Source organism: Paenibacillus dauci (assembly GCF_000971985.1).
Classification (GTDB): domain Bacteria; phylum Bacillota; class Bacilli; order Paenibacillales; family Paenibacillaceae; genus Saccharibacillus; species Saccharibacillus dauci.
Window position 1 is genome coordinate 827,913 of the sequence record NZ_LAQQ01000001.1, and the last position, 18,049, is coordinate 845,961.

At 45.7% G+C, this 18,049-nt stretch carries 16 protein-coding genes and 1 other annotated feature; of the genes, 3 read left to right on the forward strand and 13 right to left on the reverse strand.

The genetic code is table 11. The features are described from left to right. Positions 1 to 97: 97 nt before the first annotated feature. From rpsA to WH46_RS10990, 5 genes are all read right to left on the reverse strand, one after another. A complete protein-coding gene (rpsA, locus tag WH46_RS10970; RefSeq protein ID WP_017814381.1) occupies positions 98 to 1,336 on the reverse strand; it encodes a 30S ribosomal protein S1 in 1,239 nt (412 codons plus the stop codon). A 67-nt stretch (positions 1,337 to 1,403) separates the two neighbouring features. Continuing rightward, positions 1,404 to 1,982, reverse strand: coding sequence for a lysophospholipid acyltransferase family protein (locus WH46_RS10975; RefSeq protein WP_017814380.1), 579 nt, complete (start codon positions 1,980 to 1,982; stop codon positions 1,404 to 1,406). 3 nt (positions 1,983 to 1,985) lie between these two features. After that, positions 1,986 to 2,687 (reverse strand): (d)CMP kinase, encoded by a 702-nt coding sequence (gene cmk, locus WH46_RS10980; protein WP_017814379.1) that lies wholly within the window; start codon positions 2,685 to 2,687, stop codon positions 1,986 to 1,988. Positions 2,688 to 3,170: 483 nt separating this feature from the next. After that, entirely contained in the window at positions 3,171 to 3,869 is a 699-nt protein-coding gene (gene prsW / locus WH46_RS10985) for a glutamic-type intramembrane protease PrsW (protein ID WP_046226718.1), read from the reverse strand. A gap of 136 nt (positions 3,870 to 4,005) precedes the next feature. Continuing rightward, positions 4,006 to 4,617 carry a genetic competence negative regulator gene (locus tag WH46_RS10990; protein ID WP_017814377.1) on the reverse strand — a complete coding sequence of 204 codons (612 nt, stop codon included), beginning with the start codon at positions 4,615 to 4,617 and terminating at the stop codon, positions 4,006 to 4,008. Positions 4,618 to 5,002: 385 nt separating this feature from the next. On the opposite strand from WH46_RS10990, the gene WH46_RS10995 reads away from it, so the two are divergent. Continuing rightward, positions 5,003 to 5,908 carry a polysaccharide deacetylase family protein gene (locus tag WH46_RS10995; RefSeq protein ID WP_046226719.1) on the forward strand — a complete coding sequence of 302 codons (906 nt, stop codon included), beginning with the start codon at positions 5,003 to 5,005 and terminating at the stop codon, positions 5,906 to 5,908. Between the two features lie 185 nt (positions 5,909 to 6,093). On the opposite strand, the gene WH46_RS11000 is transcribed toward WH46_RS10995, so the two are convergent. Both WH46_RS11000 and WH46_RS11005 read right to left on the reverse strand, forming a co-directional pair. Further along, positions 6,094 to 6,510 carry a hypothetical protein gene (locus WH46_RS11000; RefSeq protein WP_017814375.1) on the reverse strand — a complete coding sequence of 139 codons (417 nt, stop codon included), beginning with the start codon at positions 6,508 to 6,510 and terminating at the stop codon, positions 6,094 to 6,096. Continuing rightward, positions 6,507 to 7,100, reverse strand: a complete 594-nt coding sequence (locus WH46_RS11005; RefSeq protein ID WP_046226720.1) for a CPBP family intramembrane glutamic endopeptidase — start codon at positions 7,098 to 7,100, stop codon at positions 6,507 to 6,509. The genes WH46_RS11000 and WH46_RS11005 overlap by 4 nt, the downstream gene beginning before the upstream one ends. Positions 7,101 to 7,473: 373 nt before the next feature. Then, positions 7,474 to 7,705, forward strand: a binding site (T-box leader). A 214-nt stretch (positions 7,706 to 7,919) separates the two neighbouring features. On the opposite strand from WH46_RS11005, the gene serA reads away from it, so the two are divergent. Beyond that, a complete protein-coding gene (gene serA, locus WH46_RS11010) occupies positions 7,920 to 9,512 on the forward strand; it encodes a phosphoglycerate dehydrogenase (protein WP_046226721.1) in 1,593 nt (530 codons plus the stop codon). A gap of 129 nt (positions 9,513 to 9,641) precedes the next feature. Here the strand turns inward: serA and WH46_RS11015 are convergent, their stop codons facing one another. From WH46_RS11015 to WH46_RS11025, 3 genes are all read right to left on the reverse strand, one after another. Continuing rightward, positions 9,642 to 11,063: a HAMP domain-containing sensor histidine kinase gene (locus WH46_RS11015; RefSeq protein WP_017814372.1), complete on the reverse strand. Its 1,422-nt coding sequence runs from the start codon at positions 11,061 to 11,063 to the stop codon at positions 9,642 to 9,644. Then, on the reverse strand, positions 11,064 to 11,780 hold the full coding sequence (locus WH46_RS11020; protein WP_017814371.1) for a response regulator transcription factor: 717 nt from the start codon (positions 11,778 to 11,780) through the stop codon (positions 11,064 to 11,066). A 68-nt stretch (positions 11,781 to 11,848) separates the two neighbouring features. Further along, entirely contained in the window at positions 11,849 to 12,568 is a 720-nt protein-coding gene (locus WH46_RS11025) for a pseudouridine synthase (RefSeq protein ID WP_017814370.1), read from the reverse strand. Positions 12,569 to 12,842: 274 nt separating this feature from the next. On the opposite strand from WH46_RS11025, the gene WH46_RS11030 reads away from it, so the two are divergent. Next, the gene (locus WH46_RS11030; protein ID WP_046226722.1) at positions 12,843 to 13,364 is read left to right on the forward strand and encodes a GNAT family N-acetyltransferase; all 522 of its coding nucleotides are present in this window, start codon (positions 12,843 to 12,845) and stop codon (positions 13,362 to 13,364) included. Positions 13,365 to 13,624: 260 nt separating this feature from the next. Here WH46_RS11030 and WH46_RS11035 read toward each other — a convergent pair whose 3' ends face one another. From WH46_RS11035 to WH46_RS11045, 3 genes are all read right to left on the reverse strand, one after another. Continuing rightward, the gene (locus tag WH46_RS11035) at positions 13,625 to 16,237 is read right to left on the reverse strand and encodes a beta-mannosidase (RefSeq protein ID WP_052714199.1); all 2,613 of its coding nucleotides are present in this window, start codon (positions 16,235 to 16,237) and stop codon (positions 13,625 to 13,627) included. A 192-nt stretch (positions 16,238 to 16,429) separates the two neighbouring features. Beyond that, positions 16,430 to 17,131, reverse strand: coding sequence for an SMC-Scp complex subunit ScpB (gene scpB, locus WH46_RS11040; RefSeq protein ID WP_046226723.1), 702 nt, complete (start codon positions 17,129 to 17,131; stop codon positions 16,430 to 16,432). Then, positions 17,100 to 17,891 carry a segregation and condensation protein A gene (locus tag WH46_RS11045; RefSeq protein WP_017814366.1) on the reverse strand — a complete coding sequence of 264 codons (792 nt, stop codon included), beginning with the start codon at positions 17,889 to 17,891 and terminating at the stop codon, positions 17,100 to 17,102. Before WH46_RS11045 ends, scpB begins: the two co-directional genes overlap by 32 nt. Between the last annotated feature and the right edge of the window lie 158 nt (positions 17,892 to 18,049).

Here is an 18,049-nt window from a genome sequence, read left to right on the forward strand (position 1 = left end):
TTATTGTAGTTGGTATTAGTCATGCGTCTAAACGGCATTGAAACGTTGCCGTTTAGGGAGCAAGGAAATCACTTGCTCTTAAATCACTTGCTTCTAATCACTTAAATTTGCTTAATTTATCGCCGAAGAGGTCGCCCAGTGTTACGTTCATACCTTGATTGCTCAGGGAAACGTTAGGGTTGTTCAGCTCTTCCTGTTTTGGAGCACGGCTACCTTTGTTGCTGTTTTCTCTAGGCGCTTTTGGCTCATCTGCAGGAGCTTCTTCGGTTTCTTTGATGCTCAGGCTAACGCGTTTTTCGCTAGGATTTACATCCAGTACTTTTACGGAAACGGTTTGGCCTTCTTCCAGTACTTCTTGCGGAGTACCGATGTGTTTGTGGGAGATTTGGGAAATGTGTACCAGACCTTCCACACCTGGAGCGATTTCAACGAATGCGCCGAAGTTTACCAGACGTTTTACTTCGCCGGATACTACATCGCCAGTATGGAACTTGTCTGCTGCAGTCTCCCAAGGACCTGGTTGAGCCGCTTTGATACTGAGGCTGATTTTGCCTTTTTCAGGATCAACGCGCAGTACTTTTACTTTTACTTCGTCGCCTTCGGACAGTACGTCAGCTGGCTTGTCTACATGTGTCCAAGCGATCTCGGATACGTGTACCAGACCATCTACGCCGCCTACATCAACGAATGCACCGAATTGAGTCAGACGCTGTACAGTACCTGTCAGCTCCTGGCCTTCTTGCAGGCTTTCCATGATTTTATGCTTGTTGGACTCATATTCTGCTTCCAGCACATCTTTTTGGGACAGGATTACTTTGTTGTTTTCGCGGTCCAGTTCTTTTACTTTAACGCGAAGTGTACGACCTTTGTAATCGCTGAAATCTTCTACGAAATGACGCTCTACCATAGATGCAGGGATAAATCCGCGTGCGCCCACGTCAGCTACCAGTCCGCCTTTTACAACATCGGATACAGCAACTTCGAATACTTCACCGGACTCAAAACGCTGTTCCAGTGTTTCCCATGCGTTTTCACTGTCGATCGCACGCTTGGACAGAACGAGAGTTTCTTTCTCGTCATTGATGCTTACAACTTTGCATTCCACTTCCTGGCCCACTTCTACAGCTTCAGAAGCGCTGTCTACGTGTACTGAAGAAAGTTCACGGACTGGAATAACGCCGTCATATTTATATCCAATACTTACATAAGCTTGATTATCATCAATTTTGACGATTGTTCCTGTGACTGTGTCACCTTTGTTCAGGGAGACGAACTGATCAAGCGCCTCCTGGTTTGTAACTTCGGTAGTTTCTTGGTTATTATTTTCTTCCGACATGTCAATACCCTCCTCGATTCAAATCCCATTTATTTAAACTCGCATTAAAGCTGAGTTCAAAACACATTTATTGATTTTCACGGATAATTTTATGGATAGCTTCCATAATTTTCTCCGTTGCTTCCTCGGCCGTACCAATTGCATCCTTGCCTTTGTAAGCAGAAAGATCAACCGGTGGACCATACACAACCTTGGTTGTACGAAAAAGCTTGTAATTCCCGATAATTGCAGCCGGAATTACTGCAGCATCACTCCGTAATGCAAAAGTTGCAGCACCACGCTTGGCGACTGCCGCCTGAGAATTACGCGTACCTTCAGGGAAAATACCCATTATACCGCCTTCACGCAAAATGGTGAGTGCAGTACGGATCGATTCTTTGCTGATGCCTCCCCGTTTAACCGGAAAAGCACCCAATCTTGCAATAATCGGTCCCAGTACAGGAGCATGAAACAGCTCTTCCTTGGCCATAAAACGAACCTGGCGCTTAATCAGGATACCTACCATTGGTGGATCAAGATTACTGATGTGGTTGGAACAGAGCAGTACGCCGCCTTCTTGCGGGATATGCTCCAATCCTTCCGCTTTGATACGGAACAGAATTCGGTAGAAAAAGCGTATAAGAGCGCGAATGAATCGATAGAACATCAATCAGACTCTCCCTGCCATTGTAGTATGGGCCAGCATCAGAATATGATCGGATACTTGTTCGATGGACATCGATGTTGTATCGAGTACCATAGCATCCTCTGCACATACCAGCGGGGAAAACTCACGCTGTTCATCCAGCTGATCCCGTTCTGCAATTTCGCGTTCAAGCTGCTCGAGGGTAATTCCCTCAGAAGCATCCATCTCTGCATATCTGCGTCTGGCGCGCTCCTGCACAGTTGCAGTCATAAAGATCTTCAACTCTGCATCAGGAAGCACATGAGTACCGATATCGCGTCCATCCATCACAACGCCTTTACGCAAAGCCATTTGCCGCTGTAAAGACGATAGCTTTACTCTCAGCCCCTCGATTTGCGCATATCGTGACACAATCCGGTTCACGGTCAGACTACGAATATCTGCAGTTACATCCGCTCCATTAGCCAGGACCTTCTGCCCCTGTTCATCAGGTATTAATTCAATCACCAGATTCTGTGCTTCTTGAAGCACTTTTTCGGCATTTTCAGGTTCAATATTTAATTGAAGCATATGCCATGTGACGGCGCGGTACATTGCTCCCGAATCGACATATACATAGCCGAGTCGCTTAGCGACCATACGGGCAATTGTACTTTTCCCTGCGCCGGCAGGTCCATCAATCGCAATGTTGATTTTCCCGTTATGTTCTAACTTTTGGCGTTCCAACCGGGAACTCCCCCTCAATCATCATACTCCAACTCAATAAAAAAGCAGGCATTGCCTGCGTCAAGCAAATTATAACACAGTCCCCTAGAACATGCAAAATCGCACAGTCACTTATAAACTTTACAAATCGAACGATTGTTTAAATCAATAACGAATTAATTTTTGCAGGATTGAATCTGTATAATTCTTTATATTCTGTCCAGTATTCCTTGTTTCTGACCTCCTCAGGCTGTTCCGTGATTATCCGGCTTTTATTGGAATATGTGGAAACAAACCATTTTTGATATGAATATACATCTAATATTTCAACCGATTGCTCGATTCGATATTATATCCAGGTCGTTTTTATAAGTTATTGCTAAGTTATTGCGCTTGTACTTGTGAAGGCTTAACACACCAAGCACTATTTTCATCCACAAAAAAAAACAAAGCCTGCATACCGGCTTTATTCTCCGGTTGCAGACTTATCATTTTATCCCGATATTACGTATTCATTTCTTCTTCCCTTTTGACAAAGCGGAAAGGAGAGCGATTATTAGCACGTGCAATCTTGATCATACCGCCATACCACAGAAACAACATTAAAGGTACTATGTACCATAGCCAGTTCTGGGTAACCGTCTGCAAGATAAAGTCATATACACCATGCCAGAACAACGGCAAAATCAGTGCACATACCAGGAACCAGCGACGTTTACGCGAAGTAGAAGTAAATTTGGCTTTACCCACGTAATACCCCATAATGACTCCAAACAATGCATGTCCCGATACTGGCAGCAAACCACGTGCCAGCAGCGACATTACCGACATTGAATTATAAAGTGCATACAGCACATTCTCCAATGTAGCAAATCCAAGTGAAAGAGCTACCGCATAGACGATTCCATCGTAAGGTTCATCAAATTCAGTATGGTTGTACAGAATATGATAAATAATAAACCATTTGGCTCCTTCTTCCACACCGGCAGAGATCAGAAATGAGAAAACATACGGACTTTCTCCCAAGCCGAGCACCATAGCTCGCTGAATAATCATAATCGGAAATACAATGGCTATGCCCAGCAAGAAAAATTTGATCACCAGATGAAGCGGCTCGGTGTCATATTTATCCTTGAGATAGACATAGACAAGCAGTGCAATACCCGGAGCTATTGCGGCCATCAGAATTGAAAATAAAGACACCCAGATTCCCCCTCATTGATTGATAGCCTGACTACCGGTTGATGTGCCATTATTTGCAACATACGAAATAGGAACTCCTTCCGGCCGGTCGAACTATTCATCAAGTGAAGGAAATACCTGGATGCCTTGGTTTCATTCAATCATTGCGTTTGAAATGTTCGCAAATGACCTGAACTGCATTTTCCGGCATAACCACTTTGCCGTACTCTTCCAGCATAGCTTCGGTAACCGAAGTAGCATCTCCAAATTCAGCCAGTACAGCGATCAAAGCTGCATGCTTGGACATATCTACTTCAGCAGGATCAAGGGTGAAGACCCACTGATCTTTGTAATGATACAGTCTTCCAGCTTCCGTTACATTCTGAGACAGAGTATGCGCTGCTTCGATCAATGTCTCGAAGTCCTTAAAGGAATAAGCGATAAAGTCAGTCTCTTCGAGCGTAACTTCCATCTCGTATATCTCATCAGCCAGATCATCTTCGTTCATGGTACCCAGATGCTGATCGTATTTACCGCGAGTTACTATCACTACCATACCTTGTGCAGGAAGCGCGAATACTTCAACTGCCAGAGGACCGGTAGCATCAAACCCAAGCTCCGTATAAGCCTGGTCCATCATTTCGGTGAACAGGTCATGGACTTTTGGAATCTCCTGCCACATATCTTCTTTTTGAATCCCGCGCTCAGTGAGATCGTCAAAAGTAAGGAAAATCCGTATTTTATCTGAGCTCAATCTTTCTATTTTCATGATAGGATCCCCCTTAAAAACATAGGTTGTGATCACGGCGCAATGCGTGTCATCCATTCCCTATTCATATGGTGATAAATATAGCGATGCTATATTGTCTATGTTACCATTTATTATCCTTAAATGCACGTAATAAAACGCTTTAGAAAGAATTATGATTGTAAGCGTTTTATTGTTATCCTATTGATTCATCGCGTCTATTTTTGGGTTATAACGCATTTGTATGCCTAAAAAAAGCATAGAAGATTTATACAAGTGTTGCTTTTTTATGCTTTTTAGGGATTTAATTTACATAGGGCTGCTGTTTATCCTATTGTTGTGTAATTCTCTACATGGATATCATCAGCTGGACCAGAAACTACAGACAGAAAAGAGTGTGAAATGAATGTTCAAGAAAACCGCGGGATGGCTGCTTTTATCCGTGCTGATCCTATCTGCATGCAGCAATCAGAGCACCGCTGGCAATACAGGTGCCACTCAGACGCCTGCTACACCAGCTGCAACCGAACAGAATACCGGAGCAACTGCCGCACCCCAGACCGGAAATGATACCACAGCATCATCGGGTACAACTTCTGCTGGCTCAACCGATACCAAGTCTGGAGAGAACAGTAGTACAACCGCTGAAGATTCCAAAGCCGAGGCACCTGCAAGCTATACATATCATATGAACAAAAATTATGATATCGTGCCAAACAAAGAATCCGACAAAACACCGAAAAAAGTCGTTTTGCTCACTTTTGACGATGGTCCAAAAGAAGCAAAAATGATCAACAGCATGATTGATACGCTAGACAAGCACAATGCCCGTGCTATTTTCTATGTAAATGGCAGTCGTGTCAAAAGACACCCCGAGCTGCTCAAGCTGATTCATGATCGTGGTGGCGTAATCGGTAATCATACTTATGATCATATCGTTCTGAAAAACGAATCTCCTGCCAAAGTTAAACAGCAGATTGAAGATACCCAGAAAATCATTAAGGAAACGATTAATGTCACTCCACGCTTCCTGCGGCCACCAAATGGAGCAGGCAACGATGCCGTACATGAAGTCGCTGCCAAAAACAATCTGATGTATATGAACTGGTCAGTCGGCTCGCTGGACTGGGTTAACCAGGATGACCCACAGGCAGTCATCACGAATGTTATGGATCAACTGCATTCCGGCAGCACGATTCTGATGCATGAACTGCCATGGACCGTCGAGGCACTGGATCAGTTGCTGACCAAGCTGGAAGCCAAAGGATATACATTTGTTGATCCGGATACGATTGAACCAGAAATGCGTTAATGTTTAATACCAAAACACGATCAAGGAATTCTGGATCATACAATATCACAAAACAGTAAATAAAAACGCAGACAGCGGAATCATCCGCTATCTGCGTTTTTTGCTTTTGATATTCAGGCCAGCCAGCTATTGTATCTGTGTATAGGTTGGATAAGCAGGTTATGACTGTCTCATGCTGGCAATAACTACATCATCAGGTTTTTGAATTTATCCCAGCTTAGCATAAAGCCCGAGAGCTTGAAGCCCCACCAGAGCAGCATACCGGTCAGTACGACGAACATAAAGATCAGATAGCCATAAAAGAACTTGGCCAACCGGATTTTGCGTGCCGGATAGATCGTGCTACGAGGCGCGTATTCTTTTTCGCCTTCTTCCTCTTCTTCGCCATCTACTTGTACATGGCCATCTGCTGCCAGAGCCGGACTTACCGATTGATAGGCAGCTTGCCGTACTGTTCGTGATGAACGCTTGCTGCGGCCCCCAGGAAGCTTAATTCGGCCACCGGTTAGCAGTCCTTCATCCCGGTTACTGCCATAACGTTCTACTCTGCTTGTATCCTTGGTATTACCATAGCGTTCCAACCTGCTTAGACGTTCGCTCATTTTTCCCTCCGCAACGAAATAATCAGACCGGATATCAGGTCAATCATAAAATGACATAAAATGGGTGCCCATAATGTACCGGATTCAATATAAATATACCCAAGAGCATAGCTGCTGACAAACACCCAGCCTGTGGGAATCCAGTGACGAAGATACCGAAAATGAATCGCAGCGAAAATAATGCTGGTCCAGTAAGGTCCGAAAGCATGCTGAATCGCTCCGCGGAACAGTATTTCTTCGCAAATTCCTACAATCAGCGTGATAATGATAATATGCCAGATTGGCCGATTTTTGAAAATCATTTCGTTAATTCCACCGTCGTCCATACTACTCTCCGGCACTATACGCGAAATAAACAGATCCGCAAGTAGCATCGCTCCGGCGAGTCCCAATCCCCACCATACAAAATGAAGATTGGCTGGCAGCTCCAGCAGTGCAAATGGATTACGTCCCTGCAGCCAGATCCAGATCATACCGACAAGCAGTGTAAGTCCCTGGGTCAAATACAGATTGGCAAGCAGCAGTTTGTCGGTCAGTTGTTCAGGCTGTACACGTTTTAATTTGAATGATCGAAACTTGCCTTTTTTCATAATCACAATCCTCTTAGTTAAGCATTGAGCCGGATGCCCACTTTCAATTAATAAAATTCATTATAACATGATATCCGGCAAAGCAAATAATTTGCTCCTTCTGATCCTTCTATTCCGCACATTGATCATCATGATTCTCTTTGATTGCTAGTATGCCAAGGTGTTTTTATGGTTTGCATTGCTTTTATGATCCCCATATTATTCTACTTTTTTTGAATACGCTGCTGGATAAATATTGGTTTCAACCGAAACTGAAATTGTATATAATACGTATATTCAGACTGATTAGACCTTTAATATTCGTGTTTGATTCTAAAATACGTTATTGACATGGTATGTAACCCATGGTACATTATGAAAAAATTAAATTACATCAGCGTCTGTGAAGGAAAAAAATTGCACTCTGGTTTTCAGAGAGCCGGTGGTTGGTGCAAACCGGTAAACCGATTGTATATTTTGAGCGTTCCTGAGTCACTGTATTGAACATGGAGTAGGTACAGTCGGGTGATTCCGTTATGAATCCGGTCAATTGATTTGACCATAAGGCTGCTTCTTGTGAGAGAACAGCGAATTAGGGTGGTACCACGACAGCTCTCGTCCCTTAACTACGATCGTAGTATGCGGATGAGTGCTTTTTTGTATCCTTTTTACTTTTGTGCGTTAGTGCGTTTATTCGGTAATTAAATGTGGTGGATATTAACATCTGCAGCTGTCTGTCAGCACCAGTGACGGAAGCAGGTGTTCATATAAATAAAATCTGCATAATCAACAAGAACGACTACAAACAAAGAATGACCAATTTGGAGGAGGAAAGAAATAATGTTTAAGGTACTGGTATCTGATCCAATTAGCGATCTGGGGATTCAACAACTGATGGATGCTTCAGACATCACGGTAGACAAAAAGACAGGACTCAGTGAAGACGAATTAACTGCCATTATCGGCGAATATGATGCACTGCTCGTACGCAGTCAGACCACAGTAACTGCCAAAATCATGGAAGCTGCAACAAATCTCAAAGTAGTCGGACGTGCTGGTGTGGGCGTCGACAATATTGATCTGGAAGCTGCTACCCAGCGCGGTATTATCGTTATTAACGCACCGGACGGAAATACTATTACAACCTGTGAGCATACTTTTGCCATGATGATGGCTCTGGCTCGTCATATTCCACAAGCCTATGCCAAAACTATTAACGGTACCTGGGACCGCAAATCTTTCCTCGGGGTCGAACTGCGTAACAAAACACTCGGCGTGCTCGGTATGGGACGTATCGGCAGCGAAGTTGCCAAACGTGCCAAAGCGTTCGGTATGGACATTCTGGGCTATGATCCGTTCCTGACCCAAGAGCGTGCCGACAAAATGGGGGTCAAACTCGCCAGCGTGGATGATATCCTCAAAAACGCAGACTTTATGACAGTGCATACTCCGCTTACACCGGAAACCAAACATATGATATCTACTCCACAGTTCCAGATCATGAAAAAAGGAATGCGAATCATCAACTGTGCACGCGGCGGAGTAGTGGATGAACTAGCGCTTGTAGCTGCGATTGATGAAGGCATTGTAGCCGGAGCAGCCTTTGACGTATTCGAAAGCGAGCCGCCACAGGCAGATCATCCTTTCCTCAACCATCCGAATATTATCGTCACCCCTCACCTTGGTGCATCCACTATAGAAGCCCAGGAGAATGTAGCGATCGACGTATCCGAGCAAGTGCTGCATATTCTGCGGGATGAACCTTTCAAAAATGCGGTGAATATGCCTCCTGTTGCTGCAAGCGTCATGAACAAGCTGCAGCCGTACTTTGGATTGGGTGAGAAGTTGGGCAGCTTTGCCGCTCAAATCTCAGCACAAGCTATCCAGGAGATCCGTATCGACTATGCAGGTGACCTATCCGAAGTGGATACCCAGCCGCTGACCCGTTATATTCTGAAAGGCATTCTGTCCCGTCACCTCGGTTCGGAAGCCAACATTGTCAATTCGCTTCATCTGGCGAAAGTGCGTGATCTGAATGTGATCGTTACAAGTGCACCTTCGACCAAAGGCTTCACCAATCTGATTACTGTCAGCCTTAAAGGACAGGATGGCAGCGAACAACGCATATCCGGTACGCTGCTAAGCGGTTATGGCGAGCGTATTGTCCGTATTAATGACTATTCGGTAGACGTACTGCCTGCCGGTCACCAGATTCTCGTATCGCACACAGATAAGCCAGGCATTATCGGTAATGTCGGCTCCCTGCTGGGTCAAAAAGATGTCAATATCGCCTCCATGCAAGTTGGACGGAAAATTGAAGGCGGTGAAGCCATCATGATCCTGACCGTGGACAAAGATGTGCCGAAGCAGGTACTGGTTGAACTGACCGATCTGCCAAACCTGAAAACAGCGCAGGAAGTTGTACTGGCTTAACCCAATAGTCCAAAAATATGGATTATCCCGAATTATAATAAATGTAGATATACCAAAAAGCTCCTGCACCGAATAATCGGCAGGAGCTTTTTGGTAATGAATTTTAGGCGACACACCGTTGAGCACTATTTAATCCCGGACTTCACGATGTACAGGGAGCTTCAAAGTAAATACGGTACCTTTACCTACCTGGCTATCCGCAGCAATAGTACCCTGATGGGCTTCTATAATATTACGTACAATAGCCAGCCCAAGTCCGGTACCACCCGATTCTCCCCGTACTCTAGCTTTATCCGCTTTGTAAAAGCGTTCAAAAATAAATGGCAGATCTTCCATTGGAATCCCTGCACCTGTATCCTGGAACGACACTTTGATCTGATCTTCTTCCAGTACCGCTGTAACCGTGATCGTTCCTCCCGCCTGGGTATGACGGAAAGCATTATCCAGCAGATTGGTAAAGACCTGCTCCAGCCGATCGGTATCAGCTTCCAGCATGAGCGGTGCTTCAGTACGAATAAACTTCAGATCCAGTTCACGTTCCTTGGCACGCACAGAGAACTTCCGGTACACCCGATCCATCAATTCATTCAGATTCATCTGGCCGAAATTCATGTCTGTATGTCCTGCTTCCATCCGCGATAGATCCAGCAGATCCTGTACGAGCCGGCTCATCCGCAAAGACTCGTCATAAATGACCTGTACCAGTTCATTGCTTTCCTCGGGCGAGGATGCCATGCCATCCAGCAGTGCTTCACTATATCCCTGAATCATCTGCAGCGGTGTACGAATCTCGTGCGAGACGTTGGCAACAAAGTCACGCCGCATTTTCTCTGCTTTCACCTCTTCAGTCACATCACGCAATACAGATACGGTACCGCGAACATCCTCCCCTGAATAAAGAGGGGTCATATTCACTGCCCATACCTGCTGTTTGACATGAATATTAGAGCTCTGATCCTGTCGTTCGCGAATAACCCGTTCGAACATCGGATAAAGAGGTTCCGGCACTTTGGAAGCTGCAGCGCCGCTGCCATCCTGCTGTCCCTCCCAGCCGGCCTTGTGCCAGCTGTCCATAATCATCTCGCCTAGTGGATTATGAAGAATCATATTGCCCTGCTTGTCAAAAGTAATTACACCATCACCCATGCTTCGCAGTACGCTGGCCATTTGTTCCTTTTCCAGCTGCAGATTCTGGATATTTTTCTCCAGTTCTTCAGCCATATGGTTAAAAGCGCTTGCCAGTTGACCAATCTCGTCACCGGTACGCAGCGCAAGACGGGTATTGTACTTTCCTTTACGGATACCATCTGTCGCCTGGATCAGCTGCTGCATCGGCTGTGTAATCTTGGTCAGCAGGAACAACGCAAAAAATGTAGTCAGCGCAAAACCGATAATCGATACATACGTAAACAGCCTTTTGATCGCATCTGAATTGGTAAAATTGGTATCAATATAAGGCAGTAAAAACAGCCCCAGCGTCAGCAGCACACAAGCTACCAATCCGCTGATCGTCAGCCACAATTTACCGACAAGCGTTCTCCAGAAGTCCACTTATTTAGGCACCTCTAACTTGTAGCCTACCCCCCACACCGTCGTGATCATCGCGGCAGAATCAGGAGAGACCTTATTCAGTTTTTCACGCAAGCGCTTTACATGGGTATCGACCGTACGCAGGTCGCCGAAAAACTCATAATTCCATACATCCTTAAGCAGTTCTTCCCGTGAAAACACCTTGTCCGGAGACGTAGCAAGGAAGTGCAGCAGCTCATATTCTTTTGGTGTCAGACTGATCTCATGACCGCTGGCTGTTACCCGGTGGGCATCATGCTCAATGATCAGGTTCGGGAAAACAATATTGTTGCTCGAATTGTTCTCCTGGGACAGATAGGCTGTTGCCGATGAACGGCGCATGATTGCCTTGACCCGGTAGATAACTTCGCGTGGACTGAACGGCTTGACTACATAGTCATCCGCTCCTACTTCAAAGCCCTGTACACGGTTTACTTCTTCGCCTTTGGCTGTCAGCATCAATACCGGTGTAGACTTGGATTGACGCAGACGGTTGCAGACTTCAATTCCGTCGATTCCCGGCAGCATCAGATCCAGCATGATTAGACCATAGTCATCTGCCAGAGCTTTCCGTAGCGCGGTTTCTCCATCTTCGGCTTCTTCGATTTCATAACCTTCTTTTTCCAGATACATGCGCAGCAGACGGCGAATACGTTCTTCGTCATCGACTACGAGAATGCGGTTCAATTGTTCACTCATTTTCTAAAGCCCCCCAGCTGTGCGACGGAATATCGGAATTAACGATTTCTGTAGTATTGTGGTGCTACTTATTTGGAGCCTTTTTGCAGGGCATCGAGCTCCTGTTTGCTGAGCGGACGATGCAGACCGCGCTTGAGATTGCCAATCAGCAGTTCTCCAAAAGCGATCCTTTTCAGACGGATAACTTTATGCGAGAGCGCATCAAACATACGACGGATCTGGCGGTTCTTGCCTTCGTAGATCGTGACACGAATCGTCGCCTGTTTTTTGTCTGTATCGATATCGTAATATTCAGCCTCTGCAGGCTGGGTCATACCATCTTCCAATTGGATACCACGACGGAATTTCTCCAGGGAATCGCCATGCGGTACCCCTTCTACCGTAACCAGATAGGTTTTGGGTACATGATGCTTGGGATGGGTCAATCTGTTGGCCAGTTCGCCATCGTTGGTCAGTATCAGTAATCCTTCGGAGTCATAATCCAGACGTCCAACCGGGAATACACGCTCATTAACGCCTTTAAGATAGTCCTGCACCGTTTTCCGTCCTTCCGGATCGGTTACACTCGTGATGACTCCTTTTGGCTTATTAAACATATAGTATACTTTTTTCTCAGCTGCGATGGATCTTCCATTTACTGTGATTTCATCGACAGTCGGATCAGCTTTGGTTCCCAACTCAGTGACTACCTCACCATTGACGGTTACTTTTCCCGCCAGAATCAGTTCTTCACTTTTACGGCGTGAAGCTACACCCGCTTGAGCCAATATTTTCTGCAATCGTTCCATAATAGTCATTTCACCTCATGTTAATGATACTCATATGCGAACAAAATCACAAGATAAAGCATAAACTTCACACGTTACTTTCCTATAATCTACAAGAATTCAATGCTTCAACAAGATACAGTTGCCTTTTATAATACGTGCATTATCCAGATATCTGGCAACTGACCGAGCAATATGTATAATAAAGGAAGAAAAAAGATTGAATGACTACATTATTCTGTATAGGTGTGACCCTACTGCTATTTCATCGCATTATAATTTGGAGGGATATTTGTTGATTCGGAAAATGACGCATGCCAATATCGGCGACTACAATCAGGCTAATGAGGAATTCATGGTCATCGGCCGGATTGTGCCGAGATACGAAAATGACTGCTGGAGCTATACAGAGGAGCTATATAGCGAGCCTTATTCAAAGCAATACGAAGATGAAGATATCCATACTTCGTATATTGATAATGAACGAAAGGTAGTTTTCTTCTATTATGTCGATAATCGCTGCGTGGGACAGATCAGGATGAGTACTTCCTGGAACGGCTATGCCTTTATCGAGGATTTGGGTATTTGCCGAGATTATCGTCGGCAAGGAATTGGAAAGAGGCTGCTAGAGCATGCTATAGCATGGGCCGAGCAGCACAGATTGATCGGGCTTGCATTAGAGACGCAGGATGTCAATGTATTGGCATGCCGATTTTATGCCAGAAATGGCTTTGTGATCGGTGGAGTCGATACTATGCTGTACTCCAAATTCTCTACGGCTCATGAGAAAGCGATCTTCTGGTATTATATGTTGTAACTATGATCAAGCACTTATAGTAAGATGGACAGGACGATCCAAAGGTTGCTCTAGTGAACATACATAATTAACACGCTATTCATTCAAATAAAAATCCCCAGCTGCTTCTTTGACAGCATGGGGATTTTTACTGTTTAGCTACATGATTACTGCCACAATATACAGATTGTTACTGACCCAAACTCATGTTATCTGTAATCAGCTAAATAAGATTTCATTTCAGACTGTTATTGAATGATCTATTCGCAAAATAACCCTTTTTACTTGATATAATCCGCCATCGATGTTACCTGGAGTCCTTCAGCGCGGGATGGAATCATGGCTGCAGCAGCCAGACCATGCTGTGGCTGTGACGGATGTTCATTCCCTACTTCACTCAGTTGGCAGAAATGAACGCGGTACGTCTGTCCAGGCAGCAGGTCAAAGAAATTATCACTGAACTCTCCTGCATGATCTGCAGACAGCCATACCTGACGAGCAAGCTTGTCTGTTGTCAGTTCAATGACAGCTACACCATTTTCTTCTTTTTGTGTAACTGTAATATTCGGCTGGCTCAGTGGAATATCCTTGTAGGATACAAAGTAGCTCAGCTGGGAATCAATAATAATGCCATCCTGCTCCAGTTCAACCAGCAGCACCACCTGATGCGGATCTACACCGTCCAGCAGATGATCTTTGGACAGGGACATCAGTTTCAGACATTCATTGCCTGCCAAACTAAAGGATTGCGGGATTTCCTTGTACAATCCACCATCGGTGCCGAGTACTTTGACCCGGATTGTCAGTGCAGCTGGCGCCAGTACATCGGAAATGGCATAAATATCAAACTGCTCTTTATTCGAGCTATCGACAGATACCGCAATATCACGGAAGCTGCGTTTGGCGTAATAATGCAGTGCTTTCCAGCGGCCAAAATAATCCATGCCTGCCCATGAAGCCACCGGCCAGCAGTCATTCATCTGCCAGTACAGTGTACCCATACAGTACGGCTTGTTACGACGATGTGCTTCAATCGCCATTTGCATGGCTTCTGCCTGCAGTACCTGACTCATATACAGGAAGGATGGGAAGTCCTTGGGCTCCGGCAGGTATTTATCCATATATTCCTTAATCAGGCGGTTACCCGATCCATTTTTCTGATGGCGAAGCATCACTTCGGACTCCAATTCCATATCTGCTTCTTCGGCATACGTGCGTACCGAGCGATATTCCGGGAAAGACTGGAATCCATACTCACTCATAAAGCGACCTACGTACTCGTTATAACGCTCAAACGGCTCACTGCCATGCCATACGCCCCAGTAGTGAATATCTCCACTGTCGGTTAAGCCCTGTGTATGCTGCTCCACCGTATCGGTCATATCGACCATCGGAGAAGACGCCCAGTAGTCGATACCCGGTGATTCACTGGCTACGACATCAGGCAGCAATTCATGAAATACCGCTTTGTAATCATTCCAGATTTGCTCGCGCTGCTCTTCGGTATAATTCTTTTTCCAGCCCCAGCCGCCATCTTCGATATAATGCGCCCAAGCGGAATCCATCTCGTTATTGCCGCACCACAGAACAACAGATGGATGGTTGCGCAGACGGCGTACATTCTCCTCGGCTTCGGCCTGTACGCTGTCCAGGAATTCTTCATCCCCCGGATACATGCTGCAGGCAAACATAAAGTCTTGCCACACCATAATGCCGTATTCGTCACACAGTTCATAAAATTCATTATTTTCGTAAATACCGCCGCCCCACACACGCAGCATATTCATATTGGCTTCGGCAGCCGATACGATTTCGTGCCGATATCTCTCATATGTCACTCTTGGCAGGAAGCTGTCATTCGGAATATGATTGGCTCCCTTGGCGAATACAGGCACACCATTCAGCTCAAAATAGAACGATGTTCCCGGATAATCACCCTGCTTTTCCCGGACCAGACGTACGGAACGAATCCCTGTGCGTACACTCTGCTCTGCGAACTGCTTCTGCTGGTCGGCTACTTCTGTCACCGCTATTGTAAACGTATACAAATGTGCTTCGCCAAGTCCTCTGGACCACCATAATTTGGGGTTTTCCAGTGTCAACGGAATCTCGATAATATCGGTACCTTCCTGCAGAGTTACCTGCTGCTCCCAGTTCTGATCTTCGGTTCGGATATGCACATTGCCTTTGCGTTCCTGCTCCGAATAAATCTGAATTACGGCTGTCAGTTCGGCAGAGTCGGCAGTTACATGATTTTGACGAATATATACATCTTCAATCCGCACTTCCGACCAGGCGACCAGTTCGGCTTCACGCCAGATACCACTGGTTACAAAACGAGGACCCCAGTCCCAGCCATAATGATACGGAGCTTTGCGGGCAAAAATACTGACGCGCTGCTCTCCCAGCTCACCCACATCGGACTGGTCATTACTGGCAGGCAGTGCATAGCCTAGCGCTTCCAGTTTCGGCAGATCTTCCTGAATCGGAGAGCGGAAATAAATACGTATTGTGTTCTCGCCTGCTTTGGCATAGCCTTTGACATCAGCTCTCCAGGTACGGAACATATTATCCGCGGACAGTACCAGTTGATCATTCATATAGACATCCGCATACGTATCCAGTCCGTGAAATACCAGATCTACATGTGAATGCTGCAGAACGGCCTCCTCCACCTGAATGGTTGTTATGTATTCCCAATCCTTTTTGTCGATCCACTGTACGTCTTTTTCATTCGTACCATAGAATGGATCAGGAATTTTGTTATGTGCCAGCAGATCGGTGTGCACCGTCCCCGGTACCTCGGCAGACAGCCACTCATTCTCATCAGCTGCTTTGAACTGCCAGTCTTGCAAAGTGAGACGGTAAGGCGTGATTTGCAGATTGCTCATCATTCAATTCATCCTTTCGGTATTGGGTTATGCCTACACCTTACTATGACTGGAACCAATAATCAAATTAAATTGATACTGTCGTTGATAGCAGAAGAACCGGTCTTATTCGTGGAATATGGATTCTGAAAAACACAAAAGCAGATCCGCCAATATGAATGCTGGCAGATCTGCTTTTGTAGTTATACGTATTCTTCAGGCTTTGGAATCTTCATCATTATGAGGCAGCGCCGATTCGGCTTCTGCTTCAGATAGTGCTTCTTCAGCCGCTTCGATCAATTCCTCACCCAGTTCTTCAAGTGCCGGAATATCTTCATTATACGTCTGTTCTTCCAGACGATTGAACAGCAGCTGGGTCTCCTCTTCCAGATCCCCCTCATCCTCGAACAGGGCAGCATCCGGCAGTTCTCTCAGTCCGCTCAGACCGAAATAATCGAGAAAGGCTTTGGTTGTTCCATACAGTATGGGACGTCCGATCGCTTCTGCGCGACCTACTTCCTGAATCAGATCTTTGTTGACCAGTGTATAAATAGGTCGCTCCGATTTGACTCCACGAATCTCTTCAATCTCCACACGTGTGATCGGCTGCCGATAAGCAACAATCGACAGCGTCTCCAGCGCAGCCTGAGATAGCGAAGAACGATTGGGCGATTCCGCCAGCTTTTCATAATAAGAAGCATGCGCCGGCAGGGTAGACAACTGATAGCTGCCGGCAATATGAATAATCTGAATACCACGGCGGGCTTTTTTGAGATCCGCCTGCAGTTCGTCAATTGCGATCTGTACCGTCTGTACTGTCTGATCGGTCACTTCGGCGATCTGTTTGACATTCAGTCCCTCTTCACCCGAGAGGAACAGCATGCCTTCAATAACTGCTTTCAACTTCTGGGACTTCATTAATGCTTATTTCTCCTCTCCACTCCATCACAATGTCATCAAAGAGCTGGCTCTGATAACAGGCAATCTGCTTCATTTTCATCATTTCCAGTATAGCCAAGAAGGTCACAACAATCTCATGGCGATACATTTCCTGATCCAGCAGTTTGGAGAATAACAAGTTCTCTCCTTTTTCCAGCGCCAAAAAGCGGTTGGCTACCTGACGAATCCGATCTTTGACCGAAATCTCGTCTCGCTGGATACGGGTAATCTGTGTTCTCCGGCTCGCTCTGCGGAGTGCCTTGCGGAATGCTTCCACCAGGTCCATCGTATGCAGGCCTTCCACCGGATTGTAATTGACTTTGGCGGTAAACGGTTTGAGGTCTTCGGGTTCCTTGGTGAAAATCAGGCTCCGTTCTTCCTCTCGCTCGCGCAGATGTCCGGCAATTCCCTTGTACTTGCGGTACTCGACGAGCTTGCGTACCAGCTCTGCACGAGGGTCCAGATCTTCTTCCTCATAATAATCAAAATCATCCATCTCCATAACTGGCGGTCTTGGCAGCAGCAGCTTGCTTTTGATCGACAGCAGCGTTGCTGCCATCACGAGGAACTCGCTCGTCACTTCAAGCTCAAGCTCCTTCATACTATGAAGATACTCCAGATACTGTTCCGTGATTTCACTGATCGGAATGTTCTGGATGTCAATTTCCGATTCGTCAATTAGATGAAGCAGCAAATCGAGCGGCCCTTCAAACGTTTCCAGTTTGTACAGTACAGTCACAGGCACACTCCTTTAATGGGATTCATTCGTTACGCTCCTGCCGAAATGCATATTTCCTCTAGAGTCAGAGCGCATGGGCAGCAGCATCGACAAGCTTAACATACAAACCTTATTTTATCCTTAATGTATGGCTATGACTATACATATTCAGCAAAAAA